This is a genomic window from Gordonia oleivorans, assembly GCF_040044975.1.
Lineage (GTDB): Bacteria > Actinomycetota > Actinomycetes > Mycobacteriales > Mycobacteriaceae > Gordonia > Gordonia oleivorans.
Window position 1 is genome coordinate 71,315 of sequence record NZ_JBDZDI010000003.1, and the last position, 15,914, is coordinate 87,228.

At 67.0% G+C, this 15,914-nt stretch carries 17 protein-coding genes; 4 read left to right on the forward strand and 13 right to left on the reverse strand.

The features are described from left to right. From hisF to hisD, 8 genes are all read right to left on the reverse strand, one after another. Positions 1-801: an imidazole glycerol phosphate synthase subunit HisF gene (hisF, locus tag ABLE92_RS06905; protein WP_348804021.1), complete on the reverse strand. Its 801-nt coding sequence runs from the start codon at positions 799-801 to the stop codon at positions 1-3. Beyond that, positions 798-1,685, reverse strand: a complete 888-nt coding sequence (locus ABLE92_RS06910) for an inositol monophosphatase family protein (protein ID WP_348804023.1) — start codon at positions 1,683-1,685, stop codon at positions 798-800. Before ABLE92_RS06910 ends, hisF begins: the two co-directional genes overlap by 4 nt. Next, positions 1,682-2,425, reverse strand: coding sequence for a bifunctional 1-(5-phosphoribosyl)-5-((5-phosphoribosylamino)methylideneamino)imidazole-4-carboxamide isomerase/phosphoribosylanthranilate isomerase PriA (priA, locus tag ABLE92_RS06915; RefSeq protein WP_348804024.1), 744 nt, complete (start codon positions 2,423-2,425; stop codon positions 1,682-1,684). The genes ABLE92_RS06910 and priA overlap by 4 nt, the downstream gene beginning before the upstream one ends. 74 nt (positions 2,426-2,499) lie before the next feature. Further along, on the reverse strand, positions 2,500-2,778 hold the full coding sequence (locus tag ABLE92_RS06920) for a hypothetical protein (protein WP_348804025.1): 279 nt from the start codon (positions 2,776-2,778) through the stop codon (positions 2,500-2,502). Then, complete coding sequence (gene hisH / locus ABLE92_RS06925; protein WP_348804026.1) at positions 2,775-3,422, reverse strand: imidazole glycerol phosphate synthase subunit HisH; 648 nt, start codon at positions 3,420-3,422, stop codon at positions 2,775-2,777. Before hisH ends, ABLE92_RS06920 begins: the two co-directional genes overlap by 4 nt. Continuing rightward, entirely contained in the window at positions 3,419-4,066 is a 648-nt protein-coding gene (gene hisB / locus ABLE92_RS06930; protein WP_425476136.1) for an imidazoleglycerol-phosphate dehydratase HisB, read from the reverse strand. Before hisB ends, hisH begins: the two co-directional genes overlap by 4 nt. Positions 4,067-4,072: 6 nt before the next feature. Continuing rightward, the gene (locus ABLE92_RS06935) at positions 4,073-5,212 is read right to left on the reverse strand and encodes a histidinol-phosphate transaminase (RefSeq protein WP_348804028.1); all 1,140 of its coding nucleotides are present in this window, start codon (positions 5,210-5,212) and stop codon (positions 4,073-4,075) included. Continuing rightward, the gene (gene hisD / locus ABLE92_RS06940) at positions 5,209-6,555 is read right to left on the reverse strand and encodes a histidinol dehydrogenase (protein WP_348804029.1); all 1,347 of its coding nucleotides are present in this window, start codon (positions 6,553-6,555) and stop codon (positions 5,209-5,211) included. The genes ABLE92_RS06935 and hisD overlap by 4 nt, the downstream gene beginning before the upstream one ends. A gap of 213 nt (positions 6,556-6,768) precedes the next feature. On the opposite strand from hisD, the gene ABLE92_RS06945 reads away from it, so the two are divergent. After that, complete coding sequence (locus ABLE92_RS06945) at positions 6,769-8,028, forward strand: DUF4303 domain-containing protein (RefSeq protein WP_348804030.1); 1,260 nt, start codon at positions 6,769-6,771, stop codon at positions 8,026-8,028. A 273-nt stretch (positions 8,029-8,301) separates the two neighbouring features. Here the strand turns inward: ABLE92_RS06945 and ABLE92_RS06950 are convergent, their stop codons facing one another. Beyond that, positions 8,302-10,533 carry an HNH endonuclease signature motif containing protein gene (locus tag ABLE92_RS06950; RefSeq protein ID WP_348804031.1) on the reverse strand — a complete coding sequence of 744 codons (2,232 nt, stop codon included), beginning with the start codon at positions 10,531-10,533 and terminating at the stop codon, positions 8,302-8,304. Between the two features lie 249 nt (positions 10,534-10,782). Between ABLE92_RS06950 and ABLE92_RS06955 the strand changes: the two genes are divergently transcribed. Continuing rightward, positions 10,783-10,971, forward strand: coding sequence for a hypothetical protein (locus ABLE92_RS06955; RefSeq protein ID WP_348804032.1), 189 nt, complete (start codon positions 10,783-10,785; stop codon positions 10,969-10,971). Between the two features lie 7 nt (positions 10,972-10,978). Here the strand turns inward: ABLE92_RS06955 and ABLE92_RS06960 are convergent, their stop codons facing one another. The 3 genes from ABLE92_RS06960 to nadA are packed head-to-tail and all read right to left on the reverse strand — an operon-like array spanning position 10,979 to position 13,608. Further along, positions 10,979-11,587: a DUF3885 domain-containing protein gene (locus ABLE92_RS06960; protein ID WP_348804033.1), complete on the reverse strand. Its 609-nt coding sequence runs from the start codon at positions 11,585-11,587 to the stop codon at positions 10,979-10,981. Between the two features lie 25 nt (positions 11,588-11,612). Then, the gene (gene nadC / locus ABLE92_RS06965) at positions 11,613-12,542 is read right to left on the reverse strand and encodes a carboxylating nicotinate-nucleotide diphosphorylase (RefSeq protein WP_496560774.1); all 930 of its coding nucleotides are present in this window, start codon (positions 12,540-12,542) and stop codon (positions 11,613-11,615) included. After that, the gene (nadA, locus tag ABLE92_RS06970; RefSeq protein ID WP_348804034.1) at positions 12,535-13,608 is read right to left on the reverse strand and encodes a quinolinate synthase NadA; all 1,074 of its coding nucleotides are present in this window, start codon (positions 13,606-13,608) and stop codon (positions 12,535-12,537) included. The genes nadC and nadA overlap by 8 nt, the downstream gene beginning before the upstream one ends. Before the next feature lie 551 nt (positions 13,609-14,159). Between nadA and ABLE92_RS06975 the strand changes: the two genes are divergently transcribed. Together ABLE92_RS06975 and ABLE92_RS06980 are read left to right on the forward strand one after the other, a co-directional pair. After that, positions 14,160-14,630: a LuxR C-terminal-related transcriptional regulator gene (locus ABLE92_RS06975; RefSeq protein WP_348804035.1), complete on the forward strand. Its 471-nt coding sequence runs from the start codon at positions 14,160-14,162 to the stop codon at positions 14,628-14,630. A 15-nt stretch (positions 14,631-14,645) separates the two neighbouring features. Beyond that, the gene (locus tag ABLE92_RS06980; protein ID WP_348804037.1) at positions 14,646-15,332 is read left to right on the forward strand and encodes an NrtR DNA-binding winged helix domain-containing protein; all 687 of its coding nucleotides are present in this window, start codon (positions 14,646-14,648) and stop codon (positions 15,330-15,332) included. Here the strand turns inward: ABLE92_RS06980 and ABLE92_RS06985 are convergent. Next, positions 15,316-15,912, reverse strand: coding sequence for a DUF2567 domain-containing protein (locus ABLE92_RS06985; protein ID WP_348804038.1), 597 nt, complete (start codon positions 15,910-15,912; stop codon positions 15,316-15,318). The two genes, ABLE92_RS06980 and ABLE92_RS06985, sit on opposite strands and share 17 nt — an antisense overlap. Between the last annotated feature and the right edge of the window lie 2 nt (positions 15,913-15,914).

Consider the following 15,914-nt stretch of genomic DNA (forward strand, 5'->3'; position numbering starts at 1 on the left):
TCAGACCTCCATCGGGGTGTCTCGTGCGGTGCGAATGGTGATGCCCTCCGCGGCCATCGCATCCTTCACCTCGCCGATCGTCAGTTCGCCGAAGTGGAACACCGAGGCGGCCAGAACCGCGTCGGCGCCGGCCTCGACGGCCGGGGCGAAATCGCCGACCTTTCCCGCGCCCCCGCTGGCGATGACCGGGACGTCGACCGCGGCGCGCACCGCGCGCAGCATCCGCAGGTCGAATCCCTGCTTGGTGCCGTCGGCGTCCATCGAGTTGAGCAGGATCTCCCCGACGCCCAATTCTTGTCCGCGCCGGGCCCATTCGACGGCGTCGATGCCGGTGCCCTTCCGGCCACCGTGGGTGGTGACCTCCCAGCCGGACGGGGTGGGTGCGCCGTCGGCGGGCACGGTCCGGGCATCCACCGACAGCACGATGCACTGCGACCCGAAGCGGCGGCTCATCTCGGCGAGCACCTCCGGGCGTGCGATCGCGGCGGTGTTGACGCTGACCTTGTCGGCGCCGGCACGCAACATGGTGTCGACATCGTCGACGGTCCGGATTCCGCCGCCGACGGTGAGCGGGATGAAGATCTGCTCGGCGGTGCGCCCGACCACCTCGATCATCGTCGACCGTCCCGAACTCGATGCGGTGACGTCGAGGAAGGTGAGTTCGTCGGCACCCTCGGCGTCGTAGCGCGCCGCCAGTTCGACCGGGTCACCGGCATCACGCAGGTTCTGGAAGTTGACGCCCTTGACCACCCGACCGTCGTCGACGTCCAGGCAGGGAATGACACGAACCGCCAAGGTCATGAGCTCTGCTCCTTCGTTTGCGTCGGCGCCTTCTCGTGCGACTGCGCCTGCGCCGAGCCGGCGGTGTCGAGCCGGTCCACGCCGAACACCTCGTTCACAACGGCCATCACCTCCCGGTGAATTCCGGGGGCGCCGGCCACCAGCGACGGCGAGGCGACCGTCCAGTCCGCCCCGGACAGATCGGTGGCCACTCCCCCGGCGCAGCGCACCAGCGCCGCCCCGGCGGCGTTGTCCCACGGGTGTCGCCCGAAGGCGATGGATGCACCGAACGCACCCGTCGCGGCATACGCCATGTCGATTCCGGTGCTTCCGGTCATCCGCAGCCGCGCCACCCGCCCGGACAGCGCGCGGATCAATTCGGCGCGGCGTGCCCCGGGATAACGCCCACCGTGCCCCACGTTGAACGGTCCGAAGCCGATCGCCGACTGCGACAACGACTCCGGCGGTCGCGCGTCGACCGGTTCGCCGTCACACAGGAGCCGGCCGCCGGCGTACCCGGCGAACCGCTGACCGGTCAGCGGCAACCAGGTCAGCCCAAGGACGCTCTGGCCGTCGACGAGCAGGGCCAGCAGAATCCCGGTCAGCGGAATCCCCGACGAGTAGTTGTAGGTGCCATCCACCGGGTCGAGAACCCAGACGGCGCCCTCGTCGACCGGAGGACCACCGAATTCCTCACCGTGGACGCCGATTCCGGTGCGCTGCGCCAGTTCGCCGGAGATCCGGCGTTCCAGATCGAGATCCACCTGGGTGGCGAAATCGGTGTCGCCCTTGCGGACCGCGCTCGGGGCACCCAGACCCGCGACGAACTGATCACCGACTCCGTCGAGGATCGTGCCGGCGACGTCGAGCAGTCGCGGCAGATCCAGGTCGGCGCCTCCGGTCACCGGCCGCCGACCGCCGTCAGCGCCTCGGGCAGGGTGAACCGCCCGGCGTAGAGGGCCTTGCCGACGATGGCGCCTTCGACGCCCTGATCGACCAGCCCGGAGATCGCGACGAGGTCGTCGAGCGCGGACACGCCACCGGAGGCGACGATCGGCGCGTCGGTCGCGGCGGCCACCTCGGCGAGCAGTTCGAGGTTGGGGCCGGCGAGGGTGCCGTCCTTGGACACGTCGGTGACGACGTAGCGAGCGCATCCGTCGCCGTTGAGACGTTCCAGGACCTCCCACAGGTCACCACCGTCGGTGACCCAGCCGCGTCCACGGAGCCGGTAGGAGTTGCCCTCTCGGATCACGTCGAGGCCCACGGCAATGCGATCGCCGTACTTGTCGATCGCGCGGGCACACCACTGCGGATTCTCGAGGGCTGCGGTTCCGAGGTTGACCCGGGTGCAGCCGGTCGCCAGCGCGGCGTCGAGGGACTCGTCGTCACGGATACCGCCGGACAGTTCGACCTTCACGTCGAGTTCGCCGACGACCTCGGCGAGCAGGTCGCGATTGTTGCCGCGACCGAACGCGGCATCCAGATCGACGAGGTGGATCCACTCGGCGCCGTCCCGCTGCCAGGCGAGTGCGGCCTCACGCGGTGAGCCGTAGGAGGTTTCGGTGCCGGCGGCGCCCTGCACCAGGCGTACGGCCTGCCCGTCGGCGACGTCGACGGCGGGCAGCAGTTCGAGAGTGGTTCCCATGGAAGTTGGTGAGTCCTTTGTGTTGAGTATCCGGAGCGGGTCGAGAATCCGACCGTTGTCTGGTGCGACGTCGCCTAGTCCGGTGGACCTTCGCCGCGTGAAGCGCGAATCGCCTTCTCCGCCTTGCCGATCTGATAGCGGGAGGTGAATCCGATCGCGGCGATCATGGCCAGCACCGCGACCAGTGCGGAGACGAGTCCGGCGGTCGGATTCCATTTGGCCATGCCGAGGATGATCGGAATGAACAGCACCAGGACGATGGCGCCGGCACCGAGCACGTAGACGACGAACCGCCCGTAGGAGAAGCGGTACTCCTCCGCCGGAGTGTCGGGGGTCTTGGGAGATTCGGTCATGACAGACTCTCGATCCAGTTGCGGAGCAGCTGGGCCCCGGCGTCACCGGACTTCTCCGGATGGAACTGGGTGGCGCTCAGTGGTCCGTTCTCGACGGCGGCAAGGAACTTGCCGCCGTAGTCCCCCCAGGTCAGCTTCGGTGCCCGCAGTGCGGTGCCGTCGTTGTCCATCTCCCAGGTCTGCGCGGCGTAGGAGTGCACGAAGTAGAAACGGGTATCGGCGTCGAGGCCGTGGAACAGTACGGAGTCGTCGGGGGCGTCGACGGTGTTCCAGCCCATGTGCGGCAACACCGGCGCCGGCAACCGGGTGACCGCGCCCGGCCACTCGCCGCACCCGTCCGCCTCGACGCCGAACTCCACACCCTGCTCGAAGAGGATCTGCATGCCCACGCAGATCCCCAGCACCGGGCGGCCACCGGCGAGGCGTCGGCCCACGATCCGATCGCCCTTGACCGCCCGCAGACCCTCCATGCAGGCCGCGAATGCACCCACGCCGGGGACGACGAGTCCGGTGGCGTTGAGTGCAGCATCGAAGTCGCTGGTCACGGTGACCTGACCGCCGACACGTTCGAGGGCCCGGTGCGCCGACCGGAGGTTGCCGGAGCCGTAGTCGAGGACGACGACGTCCGGGCCGGTCGTGCTCATAGGGCTCCCTTGGTCGACGGCACACCCGAGGTGCGCGGGTCGTACTCGGTGGCTTCACGGAGCGCGCGGGCGACGGCCTTGAACTCGGCCTCGGTGATGTGGTGCTGATCGCGGCCATAGAGCACCCGCACGTGCAGGGCGATCCGGGCGTTGAGGGCGATCGACTCGAAGATGTGCCGATTGATGACCGTCGAGTACGGCACACCCGGGTAGCCGCCGATCACCGCGGTCAGCAGGTGATCTGGTTCGCCGGTGTGCACGCAATACGGCCGGCCGGATACGTCGACGACAGCGTGGGCGAGGGTCTCGTCCATCGGGATGAAGCAGTCACCGAACCGGCGGATGCCCTTCTTGTCACCGAGTGCCTGGCCGAGGGCCTGACCGAGCACGATCGCGGTGTCCTCGATGGTGTGGTGGCCCTCGACGTCGACGTCGCCCTGGGCCGCCACGGTCAGGTCGAAACTGCCGTGCTGGCCGAAGGCGTTCAGCATGTGGTCGAAGAAGGCGATCCCGGTGGAGATGTCGGTCTTGCCGGTGCCGTCGAGGTTGAGTTCGACGGTGATCGAGGACTCCTTGGTGGCCCGCTCGACACGTGCGATGCGCGGCGTCGGCTGCGTCGCCGACGAGGTGGTCGAATCCTGCACTGTCACTTACCCATTCTCCAGATCGGTGGCGGCCAGACGGCGACTGACGTCGAGGAAGGCGTCGTTCTCGTCGCGCAGTCCGATGGTGACACGCAAGTAGCCCGGAATCGACACATCGCGGATCAACACTCCGTCGTCGAGGTAACGCTGCCACGACGCGGGGGCGTCGGCGAACCGGCCGAACAGCACGAAGTTGGCATCGGAGTCGATGACGTCGAAGCCGGCCGCCTCGAGGTCGTCGACGACCCGCTTGCGTTCGGCGATGATCTTCTCGACGCCGGCCAGGGTGTCGTCGCTGTGACGCAGCGCGGCTCGGGCGGCGGCCTGGGTGAGGACCGACAGGTGATACGGCAGGCGCACCAACTGCAGGGCCTCCACGATGGCCGGCGAGGCCGCGAGATAGCCGAGGCGCCCACCGGCGAAGGCGAACGCCTTGCTCATGGTGCGGCTGACCACCACCTTGGCCGGGAATTCGTCGATGAGTTCGGTGGCGCTGGGCTGTTCGGAGAACTCTCCGTAGGCCTCGTCGACGATGACGATGCCGGGCGCGGCCTCCACGATCGCCCGCAGTCCCTCGTTCGGGATGGATGCCCCGGTCGGGTTGTTGGGTGAGGTCACGAACACGACGTCGGGGCGGCGAGCGGTGATCTCGGCGACCGCGTAGTCGATGTCGAGGGAGAAGTCGGCGTTGCGCTTGGCCTCGAGCCACGTGGTATCGGTGCCGTCGGAGATGATCGGGTGCATGGAGTAACTCGGCACGAAGCCGACCGCGCTGCGCCCGGGCCCGCCGAAGGCCTGCAGCAGTTGCTGCAGGATCTCGTTGGAACCGTTGGCGGCCCAGAGGTTGTTCACGTTCAGCCGAACACCGGTGGCGGCACTGAGGTAGTCGGCCAGTTCGGTGCGCAGGGCGATCGCGTCGCGGTCGGGGTAGCGGTGCAGGTCGCTGGCTGCGGCACGTACCGACTCGGCGAGATCGTCGATCAGGGCCGGCGACGGCGGGTGCGGATTCTCGTTGGTGTTGAGAATGACCGGCACCTTCAATTGCGGTGCGCCATAAGCACTCTTGCCCCGCAGATTGTCGCGGAGCGGCAGATCGGCGACGGTGATCGATGCGCCCGGGGTCTGCGGATCGCTGACCGCCGTCACCGCGTCGCCCCATCCGTGGCGAACCTGCGTGTGATGGCATCCCCGTGCGCCGGAAGATCTTCGGCCTGGGCGAGGGTGACCACCTTGCCGGCGACGTCGCGCAGTGCGGCCTCGTCGTAGTCGATGACGTGCACGCCGCGCAGGAAGGTCTGCACGGACAATCCGGAGGCGAATCGGGCCGAACCCGAGGTCGGCAGAACGTGATTGGAGCCGGCGCAGTAGTCCCCGAGGCTCACCGGCGCGTAGTTCCCGACGAAGATGGCACCCGCGTTGTGAACGCGGTCGGCGACGGCGGCGGCGTCGGCCGTCTGGATCTCCAGGTGTTCGGCGGCGTACGCGTCGACCACCGCGAGTCCGGCCTCGACGTCGTCGACGAGGACGATCCCGGATTGCTTGCCGGACAACGCCGTTGTCACACGCTCGCGGTGCTTGGTCTGCGCCACTTGAATTTCCAGCGCCTCGTCGACGGCGTCGGCGAGCTCGACGCTGTCGGTGACGAGCACCGAGGCGGCCAGGACGTCATGTTCGGCCTGGCTGATCAGGTCGGCGGCCACCAGTTCCGGGACCGCGGTCGCATCGGCGAGGATCGCGATCTCGGTGGGACCGGCCTCGGCGTCGATCCCGACGACGCCGCGGCACAGTCGCTTGGCCGCGGTCACGTAGATGTTGCCGGGCCCGGTGATGAGGTCGACCGGGTCGAGGACACCACCCGGTTCGTCGGCCGCGTCGGTGTCGGTGCCGCCGTAGGCCAGCAACGCGATGCCCTGCGCGCCGCCGACCGCCCACACCTCGTCGACGCCGAGCAGGGCGCAGGCGGCGAGAATCGTGGGGTGCGGCCATCCACCGAAGTCCTTCTGCGGCGGCGAGGCGACCACGAGTGATCCGACTCCCGCCTCCTGCGCCGGCACGACGTTCATGATCACCGAAGACGGATACACGGCGTTGCCGCCGGGAACATAGAGGCCGACGCGACGGACCGGAATCCACTTTTCGCTGACGATCCCACCGTCGACGACCTCGGTGCGGGTGGTCTCGCGACGCTGATCGGCGTGGACGAGCCGCGCCCGGGTGATGGATTCCCGCAGCGCGTCGGCGACCGTCGGATCGAGACGATCGAGTGCGTCGGCGATCACCTGCGCGGGTACGCGCACCGATGCCGGGCGGACCCCGTCGAACTTGTGCCCGTAGTCCAGCGCGCCATCGGCTCCGAGGTCGGCGACCGCATGCACCACCGGCGCCACCGTGTCGAGTACGGCATTGACGTCGGTGCCCCCGCGAGGCAGCGCGCGACGCAGTTCGGCGAGCGTCGGCGCGCTTCCGCGCAGGTCGGTTCGGGCGAGCATGGGTCACTCCTGGTCGGCTGGTGGATTTACCCATCCAGGATACGGGTCGCAGGCCAGCGGGTTTCACGCCACACCTGCGGCTCGGATTCATGACGGATGGCGGATAACTTTCATGCCTCTCGTCACATCCGAACCACCGGCCTCAACGTGGCTCGCCCTTCATCATCTCTTTCACCGACACGGACCCACCGTGCGCGCCGCTACGCTCGTCGCGTGACATTCGATTGGGTGGGGCTGACCGATCACATCCGACTCGCGATCGTGCGAGCGGTGTCCGAGTTTCGGGATGAACGTCCCGGCGAAGCGATCTATGGAGTTGCGGTCTTCGGGTTCTATGCCGACGGCGAGACAATCGCCTGGCCGTTGCTCGGGGTGGCGAGCGAGGAGTCTGCGCAGGCCACCGACCCCGACGTGCGGTGGCATCCCTACGACTGGGACTGGTCTCGCGAACCCTCCGATGAGGACGAACAGTGGAGCGAGACGTTGTCGGAAATGGCCCGAGCCGGCGATGACGATCACTTCGACAGGGTCGAGGCCCGCTTTTATCGGTCTGTGATCGCGGCATGTAAGTCGGCGCGCAAGCAACTGTTGGCCGACGGTGTGGTCGACAAGACGTGTCTCGTGGTCGCGGTCGATGAGGCCGAGGAACTTGTCGCCAAGTGCATCAGCAAGGCTCAACTCCGACGCCACTTCCCGCATCTCGACGCCGCGCAGGCCGAACGCGATCGTATCGCCGGACTCCCGGTGAGTGAACAGGTCCGTGAGTGGTGCGATCTGTTGATCGCGGATGCGACGAGCAGTGATGCCCCGTTGGGTTGGGAGGAGTCGCACGAGGCGTTGATCGCTCTCGGTCGCGCCGAACCCGACCTCGTTCTCGACGCGATCATGCGCTGCATTCGCGAGACGACGGATGTCCCGGAGTGGCAGTGGATGTTCGTCATCGACCGCATACGCGTCAGCCGCCCCGACGTTGTCGAGTATCTGACGTCGAGGATGCGCGCTGCCCGTGACGATGAGTCCGCATCACGGTGGTCGGCGGGCCCGCTCGTGACGCTGGGTCACGCGGACATCGTTGTGGCGCAATTCGACTCGCTCAATCCCGGCGCATACAACGTCTTCGATGGGCCTTACCGCGCCCTCGATCCCGATCATCCGCTGGACTATCGGCCGCTCGAGGCGGCCCTCACTGCGCATCCGGAGATCGAGCGGGCGCTCGTGAGCGTGATGGGCACTGGCGTGACCAGACATCACGAGGTGCCGGTGGGCGATGTCGCCGCCCTATTTGACGGTCTACGCTCTCCTTGGGCGATCATCCGACGGCATGCCGCCTTCACCTTGTTGTACGCACCGCTCGACGATGCCGGACGACAACGCTTTCTCGACTCCCTCGCCGAGTTGGAGAACGATCCCGATCCGGAGATCGCCAACCGAGTGCCACTCCTCCGAAGCATCTTTGCCGACCGCCGGACGTGACAAGGACGAACCGCCTTCCCGGCTGGTCGAGCCGACCGGAGCGATGGCCTTGCGTGAGCTCCGTCGAAGCTACGAGCCGTGTCCGCCGGGCCGAGGTTGTCGAGATCGAGGTCGAGGCCCAACCCGTCGGTCGAGCCGCACCACACGTTGGTCGAGCCGGGCGGAGCGCTAGCGAAGCCCGTGTCGAGACCTCGCAAGGAAAGGCCGGAACTTCCCACCGCCACAACGTTTCTGTGGCAGTGCGGCCCGGCCAGTACCGGTGGGCGGGCTGCTTCAGGAGGTGTCGAGCCGGTAGTGAAGCCGGGCTGCCAGGACACGTTCGATCCGGCTGTTACGAGGGTTCATGCCGATGGCGGCCAGTTCCTCAAGCTCACGTTCACGGTCGGCGTCGCTGGTACGGATGCCGCCATCACGGATGCGGCGCTCGCGGGGCTGTCCTTCGCTGGTCGTGTCGCGGACACGAATCCGGGTACGCGAGGCACGATCCATCCCGGCAGCGGCAGCAGGGTCGTCGGGATCGTCGGTGATCGGAACACCGTCCCCGTCGAAGATGACCAGGTCGATCTCCCCGGTGTCGGTGACACCAGGTTCGTCAGAGTGCTCGTCGCCTATGGCGCCGGGCCTGTCCTGCTGGTCGGGTGGTTGAGGCTCGACCGGATCGAATTGGTCTGCGCCCGAACCATATTCGTCGACGGCTGGGTCGGGCCGGTCAGTGACGCCGGACTCATGATCGGCGTCCTGGTCGACGCTGTCTGCGATGTCGATGCTGTCGTCGATGCTCGAGGAGTCGGCAGCCGGAGCCGGATAGTCACTCGAGACACCACGATCGGACGAGATTTCGGCGTCCACGAACGGCGACGCGGTGTCCTCGTCGTCGGGATCGGCCGGTTCGTCGATGTCGGTATGGACCGACTCGGCCTCATCCTCCGCGTCAGCGACGTCGGCTTCGATGTCAGCAGTTTCGGCATCGACGGTGTCGGCGTCAACCGCGTCGGTGTCTGCGGGTTCGGTTGCGCCGGCACCACAATCGGCGACGATGTCGCCGTGGATCTGTTCGCGGATCTGGTCGAGTTTCTCCTCGTACAGGGCGGTGATGTCGGGGTGGTCGTTGACGATCTTCGGGTTTGCCGGCATGCCGGGTTCGGCGTTGAGTTGCCACCAGCACCGTCCGGCGAGCGGCCCGTCTTCGTAGATGCCGGTGGTGTACTGGCCGGGTTTCGGGCCGACCATCCGGTTGTGCGGCCCGCACGCCGGCGCCAAATCGCTGATGTCGGTTTTCCCGCCATCAGCCCAGTCCTCTTTGGCGTGATGCATTTCCGAACGCGACGCGGGTTGCCCACACCCGGGGAACGAGCACACTTCACCGCCGGTGCGGGAGAACGACGCGATCCGCTGCTCGGTCGACGCCAGGCGTCGGGACCGCCCGAGATACAGGGGCAGGTCGATGGCGTCGGAGAACACCGCCAGGAACTGCTGCACATCGGTGGGATCTTCGATGTCTCCCAACGCACTCAGCAAATCAGGAATGGGAATCGTCGAACCAGATGCCGTGGTGGCATATCCGGCCCCGGCCAGCAGATCCGTCACGGACGCTTTCGCGATCAACGCCACGGGCAGGCCTCGATGCGTTTTGCCGAGGACGCCTTCTTTCATCGCCGACACCAACAACATGTGCATCGCATCAAGATTGCGTTGCGCCTGAGAACGGTCGTCACGTTTGACCGCCGCAGCCAACACGTCGGGGTCGGCGTCACCGATCGCACCGGTCGGCGATTCCGGATCGCTGAGACTATTCATCCCGGGTTTGGCCCAGGCGTCGAGCATGGTGTCCCACAGAGCCCGGGTGACCGGCGGGAGATGCCCGTTGAGTTTCGCCATCCCATCGACCCGGGACTGGTTGATCCACAGGTTGCGACGCTGTTGGCGTTCTTTCTCCTCCACCAACTGTCCATCGGGATCGAGGTGCGCCAGGATCCGGGCACCCATCTTGGTGATGTCGGCTGGAATGTGTTCGGTGGCTTTCTCACCCAGGGTTTCTTCGGCGGCGACCTTCTTGTCATGCGGAACGGCGCCCGGGATCTTGTCCAGGGCTTCCAACGCCGCCGAGAGGTGGGTGTGGCCGATCAGGCCCTGCTCATATGCTTTGGACAGGGTGGGGAACTTCGGTTCCTCCGGTTGTCCGGTCAGCCCGTGGAATCGGGCGGTGGCTTTCATGTGCGCGATGCGCATGGTGGGTTGCGCGATCCGCAGATCGAAGTTCAGAAAGTTCGACAGGCTGACTTTGCCGACCTTGCGGTGCACACTGCGATCCGAGATTTCCAGGATCGCCCGATCACCTTGGAAGTGGGTGCGGGTCGCGATCTGTTCGGACAGTTTCGCCGCCTCGATGACTTCGGTGTCCGAGCAGGCGGTCATCGGAGTCTGGGCCAACTCGTCCAAGATCTCGGAGAGTTGGTGCATCAGTTGCAGTGGTCGTGACATGGGACTGTCGGTGGTGTCTGTCATGCTGATGTCACCTCCCCCGAGAATGCCGTGTAGCGTATCTGTTCTATTATAACCCCACTTAAACACGAATCGCAAGTGTTTTCTATACACAGGTTGTGCAAAGGTGAGTGTGTTTGGGGTGGTTGGGTTTTCAGCGTCGGCTTGCGAGGTCTCGACACAGTCCTCCGCTAGCGCTCCGGACCGGCTCGACCAACGAAAAGGGGTGCTCGACCGGCGGAATGGGGCTGCTCGACCGGGCCGGAATGAGGGGTGCTCGACCGGCGGGATCGGCTCTCGACCGGCGGGATCGGCTCTCGACTGGCGGGATCGGCTCTCGACCGTCCCGACGGTCGGCACCTGTACGCAGTCGACGTGACGACCGTTCGCGCACTGAGCAGCCAGGTACACACCTACAACATCAACGGCCCGGTGGTCGCGCTGACGACAGTGTCGGAGTGAGAGACGACTACAAACCCTCGGCATTCGGTGGCAGCCATCGAAAGAACTTGTCGCGCAGCCCGTCCCGAATGGCTTGCGTCGGTGCTATCACGTCGCCGCCACCGTCATAGGGGTGATAGAGCCACTCCGCACCCGTCGAGGTGATGACGACGTCTCCGGCACGGTCGTCGGCAACCAACCTCAACAGCGCACGCAACCGCGGGGACCCCAGCGTGGACGTTCCGATGTAGATGTGCTGCCACCATTGGTGATCCGTGTCGTCGTCCACGAGCAGTGAGCGCCAGTACGCGGATTCACCGAATGCCGCGACAAGCCGGGTGGAACGGCCGGCGGGTTCCGGCGACGACGACCATCCGCTTGTCATGACACGGAGATCCTGCGGCGATGTTGCTGTCACCGAACACAATTCGGACAGCACTGCCCGGTGCCGGGAGAACACCGTGCGACGCTCGGCGTCGTTGCGCGGGAACCGTTTGGCGCCCGGCAGCGTGTGGAACCGCACCCAGGTGTCCCCAGCCCGGTACCGAAGCAGATGCCCGATCGGCTCCAGGTCTCCTCTCCTCGAACGCCACACGTCGTCGAAGTCGGCCACGACACCGCCGATGTTCCGCGCCATTGCCGTTGATCGACGCGCGTCGGCGTCAGCTCGGGATGTCGAGGCCGAGGTCGAGTGCGATCACCGAGTGGGTGAGCCCGCCGACCGCGAGATAGTCGACGCCGGTCCGGGCGTAGTCGGCGGCCTGGTCCAGCGTCAGTCCGCCCGAGGACTCCAGCTTCGTCTGCGGCGACCGGTTGTTGCGGCGGGACACCGCCATCTGGGTGGCCCACAACTCGAAGTTGTCCAGCAGCACCAGTTGCGGTTCGAGGGCGAGAACCTCGTCGAGTTGGTCGAGCGAGTCGACCTCGACCTCCACCGGAAGATCCGGGGCGGCCGCTCGGACGGCGGCCAGCGCCGCACTCACCGATCCCGCGGCGGCGACGTGATTGTCCTTGATGAGGGCGGCGTCGCCCAGACCCATCCGATGGTTGACTCCCCCACCTGCGCGCACCGCGTACTTCTGCAGATAACGCAAGCCGGGCAGCGTCTTTCGCGAGTCGCGAACCCTGGCGGCGGTTCCGGCGATGGCGTCGACCCACTGTGCGGTCGCGGTGGCGATACCGGACAGATGACACGCCAGATTCAGTGCCGTGCGCTCTGCGGTCAGCAACGGTGCGGTGGGCGCACGGACGGCAAGGACGGTGTCGCCGGGCGCGACCCGGGTGCCGTCGGCCACCTGCGCGGTGATCTCGTAGGCACCGAACCCGATGACCTCGTCGAGGACCGCCACCACCACCGGTAGGCCGGCCACCACGCCATGAGCGCGACTGACGATCGCGGCGTCGGTCACCGCATCGGCGGGGACTGTCGCCGCGGTCGTGACGTCGGGGCCGTAGCGCAGGTCCTCGTCGAGCGCCGTGCGGATCAGTGCACGGACCTCGTCGGTGACGGCGAGGTCGAGGTCAGCGTCGGCGACGAGTTGGCCGACGAATCCCTGCGACGATGAAATATTCTGCGACACAGCGCTACTCACCCGAACCGGGATTACCGATGGCGATCATCCGCTCGACGCTGCGACGAGCGCGTTCGGCGACATCATCGGCGACGAACACCTCGTCGCGACCCTCGCGCAGCGCACGCAGCAGCGCGGCCGGCGTGATCATCTTCATGTACGGGCACGATGCGCGATCGTTGACCGCCTGGAAGTCGATACCCGGAGCCGCCTTGCGCAACTGGTGCAGCATGCCGATCTCGGTCGCGACGAGAACCTGCTTGGCGCCGGTCTCGCGGGCGGCATCGATCATTCCACCGGTGGAGAGAATCTTGACCCGGTCATCCGGAACCGCACCCTCACCGGCCAGATAGAGAGCCGATGTCGCACAACCACATTCGGGGTGGATGAACAGATCAGCATCGGGGTGCGCGGCGGCCTGCTCGGTGAGCTCGTCGCCGTTGATGCCGGCGTGGACGTGGCATTCGCCGGCCCAGATGTGGATGTTGTCGCGGCCGGTCTCGCGCTTGACGTGTGCACCGAGGAACTGATCCGGCAGGAACAGGACGTCGCGGTCGGGGTCGATGGACGCGACGACGTCGACGGCGTTGGACGAGGTGCAGCAGATGTCGGTGAGTCCCTTGACCTCCGCGGTGGTGTTCACATAGGACACCACGACGGCGTCGGGGAACTCGTCCTTCCACTCGCGCAGTTCGTCGGCGGTGATCGAGTCGGCGAGCGAGCATCCGGCGCGGGCGTCGGGGATCAGCACCCGCTTGTCGGGGCTGAGGATCTTGGCGGTCTCGGCCATGAAGTGCACGCCGCAGAAGACGATCTCGTCGGAGTCGACCTCGGCCGCGATGCGTGAGAGAGCGAGGGAGTCACCGACGTGATCGGCGACGTCCTGGATGGCCGGCAGTTCGTAGTTGTGCGCCAGCAGGGTCGCGTTGCGCGCGCGTGCGAGGCGGCGGATCTCCTCGGCCCACTCCGGGGTCGGCTCGACACCCGAGTAGCCGCCGGGGCCGTCGACCCATTGCGCATCGATGAGACCCGGTGCGTCTATCAGGGTCGCGTCAGTCACCGCGGCGCGGTCGCTGGTGATGCTCATCTGCCACTCCATCTCCCTGCCGCCGGGCGGCGGCGTGGTCTCGGCGCGGTCTGCGCCTCGAGCCGGTTTTCGACTAGTGGTCGAAAACCTGGTGATGATCGTAACACCGGCAAGCGCGCGGACATTCCGGCCGGATGCCGCCGGGCCGCGTCATCGCTGACCAAGCACGCCTGAACTGCGGCAACACAGTGTTCCTCGGCGAGCGCTGTCAGTGTCAGCGAGAGCGCTGTCAGTGCGGAGCAGAGCGCTGTCAACGTCGGCGAGAGCGCTGTCAGTGCCGGCGAGAGCGCTGTCAACGCCGTGGCGAGCGCTGTCAGTGTCAGCGAGAGCGCTGTCAGCGGAGACGCGGCAACGCGATGGCGGAGCCCTGCCCGATCGGCCTGAGCTGGAGTAACGCAAGAGATTGCGCGATCTGGACACGTGCTCCGAGTAGTTCCAAGCGCATTCCAAGTAGTCCACTACGCGTTTGCGGGATCGTTTCACTCCGTAGCGTTCATAACGCAACGCAGCAGCAGAAACCCCGTTCATCTGCCCCAGGAGACATGATCATCATGACCGCTTCGCGCAATGCCAACACCTCCGACGGCCCGAGTCATCGACAGATCCCGACCGCGGTTGGGCCGCGTCCGGTCCTCGGTGTCCGCCGCGCCTACTCCACGCCGTTGCAGGCGATGCGTCGTCGTCAGGAGGCTCTCGACCGCCTCGCCGCCCGTCGGCCTGGGTCAGCCGCCGATCCGATGGCACCACCGACGGCACTCCGGGCGGTCCCCAGCGAGCCGCCGTCCCCGCAGTACACCCCGGTCCCGTTGACCACCCGCGAGGTCGAGGTGCTGCGCACCTGGCTGCTCGTCGACTCGAAGTCGGAGGCCGCCACCCAACTGATGATCTCGGTGGGCACCGTCAACACCCACCTCGCCCGCATCCGCGTGAAGTACGCCGAGGCGGGCCGTACCGCACGCACCAAGGCGTCGCTCGTCGCGCGGGCCATCCAGGACGGACTCGTGGTCCTCGACGACCTCTGACCTACTATCGAGCGCATGTCGCTGCGGGTCGAGGTGCTCTCTGTCGTCTTCCAGGTGCGCCCGATCTCCCCCGGCGGCCAGCCCGACCTGTTCGTCCTGCTGTGGCGGACCGACGAGAGTTCACCGTGGTCACTGCCGGGCGGTGACGTGGCCGGCGCCGCCGAAACCCTGTCGGCCAGCGCCCGTCGCTTTCTCACCGAGAATCTCGATGTCACCACGGTCGCGCACCTCGAGCAGTTGTCGGTGTTCTCCGATCCCGAGCGGGTACCCGAGGTGCGGACGATCGCGTCGACCTATCTGGGTCTGGTGCCGACCGACGCAGCGACCCGGCTCCCGCCGACGGCCACGTGGCACCGGGTCGACGCTCTTGCCGAGCAGTCCCTGGCCTACGACCACGCCGCCATCATCGACGCGGGCCGGCACCGCCTGGCGGCCAAACTGTCCTACACCAACATCGCATTCGCGTTGGCGCCCAAGCGGTTTCCGATGTCGGAACTCTCCGAGATCTACGGCGCCGCACTCGGATATCGCGTCGACACCACGAACCTGCTGCGCATCCTGAGCCGCCGCGGTGTGGTGGTGGCAACCGGAACGTTGGGCCGCACCGGCCGCTCCGGAGGTCGCCCGCCGGCGCTCTACGCGTTCGCCGACACGCAATTGCGCGTCACCGACGAATTCGCGACCCTCAAACCGCCGATGTGACCACAACGTCGGACTGCTCGATGCGGCCGTCACCCACCCCGAGGTCGCCGCGTCGGCTCACGATGGCCGCCAACAGGTACACCACCGTCGCGGTGAGCGGCGCACAGATCAGCAGAATCCAAGGGCCACTGGGCGATCCGCGGGTCACGCCGTCGAGCCAGAGTTGCGGGACGGCGGTGAACACGTCCCCGACGCCGATCGAATCCGGGTCGGGGAAGCGTCGAGCGGCGAATCCCGAACCGACGACACCGGCGAGCGCGCCACCGATCACCGTCGACGCCAGCATCGCGGCGTAACCGGGCAGGCCACGCCAGCCGGGCGCGACGAACCACGTCACCACCGCGGCGACGACACCGAAGCCGAACATCACGAACGCGAACGTCGCGACGCCGGCGAAGCTGTCGACCATGTACACCTGGGTGCGGCCCTTGACCGCGGAGGCCGCGGGTGTGGCGACCGCCCACACTGCGCCGGCGATCACACCGAACAGCACAACGACCCCGACGGCGGCCAGCAGCGTGGCGGGTGTGCGGTGCCGGACGCGCGGACGCATCTCGAGCGCGGTTGCAGCACCGGCCACCT

What these genes read in the sequence shown, in the direction of transcription:
- hisF (WP_348804021.1), bottom strand. Translation starts at nt 801, where the DNA reads ATGACCTTGGCGGTTCGTGTCATTCCCTGCCTGGACGTCGACGACGGT.
- priA (WP_348804024.1), bottom strand. Translation starts at nt 2,425, where the DNA reads ATGGGAACCACTCTCGAACTGCTGCCCGCCGTCGACGTCGCCGACGGG.
- ABLE92_RS06920 (WP_348804025.1), bottom strand. Translation starts at nt 2,778, where the DNA reads ATGACCGAATCTCCCAAGACCCCCGACACTCCGGCGGAGGAGTACCGC.
- hisH (WP_348804026.1), bottom strand. Translation starts at nt 3,422, where the DNA reads ATGAGCACGACCGGCCCGGACGTCGTCGTCCTCGACTACGGCTCCGGC.
- hisD (WP_348804029.1), bottom strand. Translation starts at nt 6,555, where the DNA reads ATGCTCGCCCGAACCGACCTGCGCGGAAGCGCGCCGACGCTCGCCGAA.
- ABLE92_RS06950 (WP_348804031.1), bottom strand. Translation starts at nt 10,533, where the DNA reads ATGACAGACACCACCGACAGTCCCATGTCACGACCACTGCAACTGATG.
- ABLE92_RS06960 (WP_348804033.1), bottom strand. Translation starts at nt 11,587, where the DNA reads ATGGCGCGGAACATCGGCGGTGTCGTGGCCGACTTCGACGACGTGTGG.
- nadA (WP_348804034.1), bottom strand. Translation starts at nt 13,608, where the DNA reads ATGAGCATCACCAGCGACCGCGCCGCGGTGACTGACGCGACCCTGATA.
- ABLE92_RS06975 (WP_348804035.1), top strand. Translation starts at nt 14,160, where the DNA reads ATGACCGCTTCGCGCAATGCCAACACCTCCGACGGCCCGAGTCATCGA.
- ABLE92_RS06980 (WP_348804037.1), top strand. Translation starts at nt 14,646, where the DNA reads ATGTCGCTGCGGGTCGAGGTGCTCTCTGTCGTCTTCCAGGTGCGCCCG.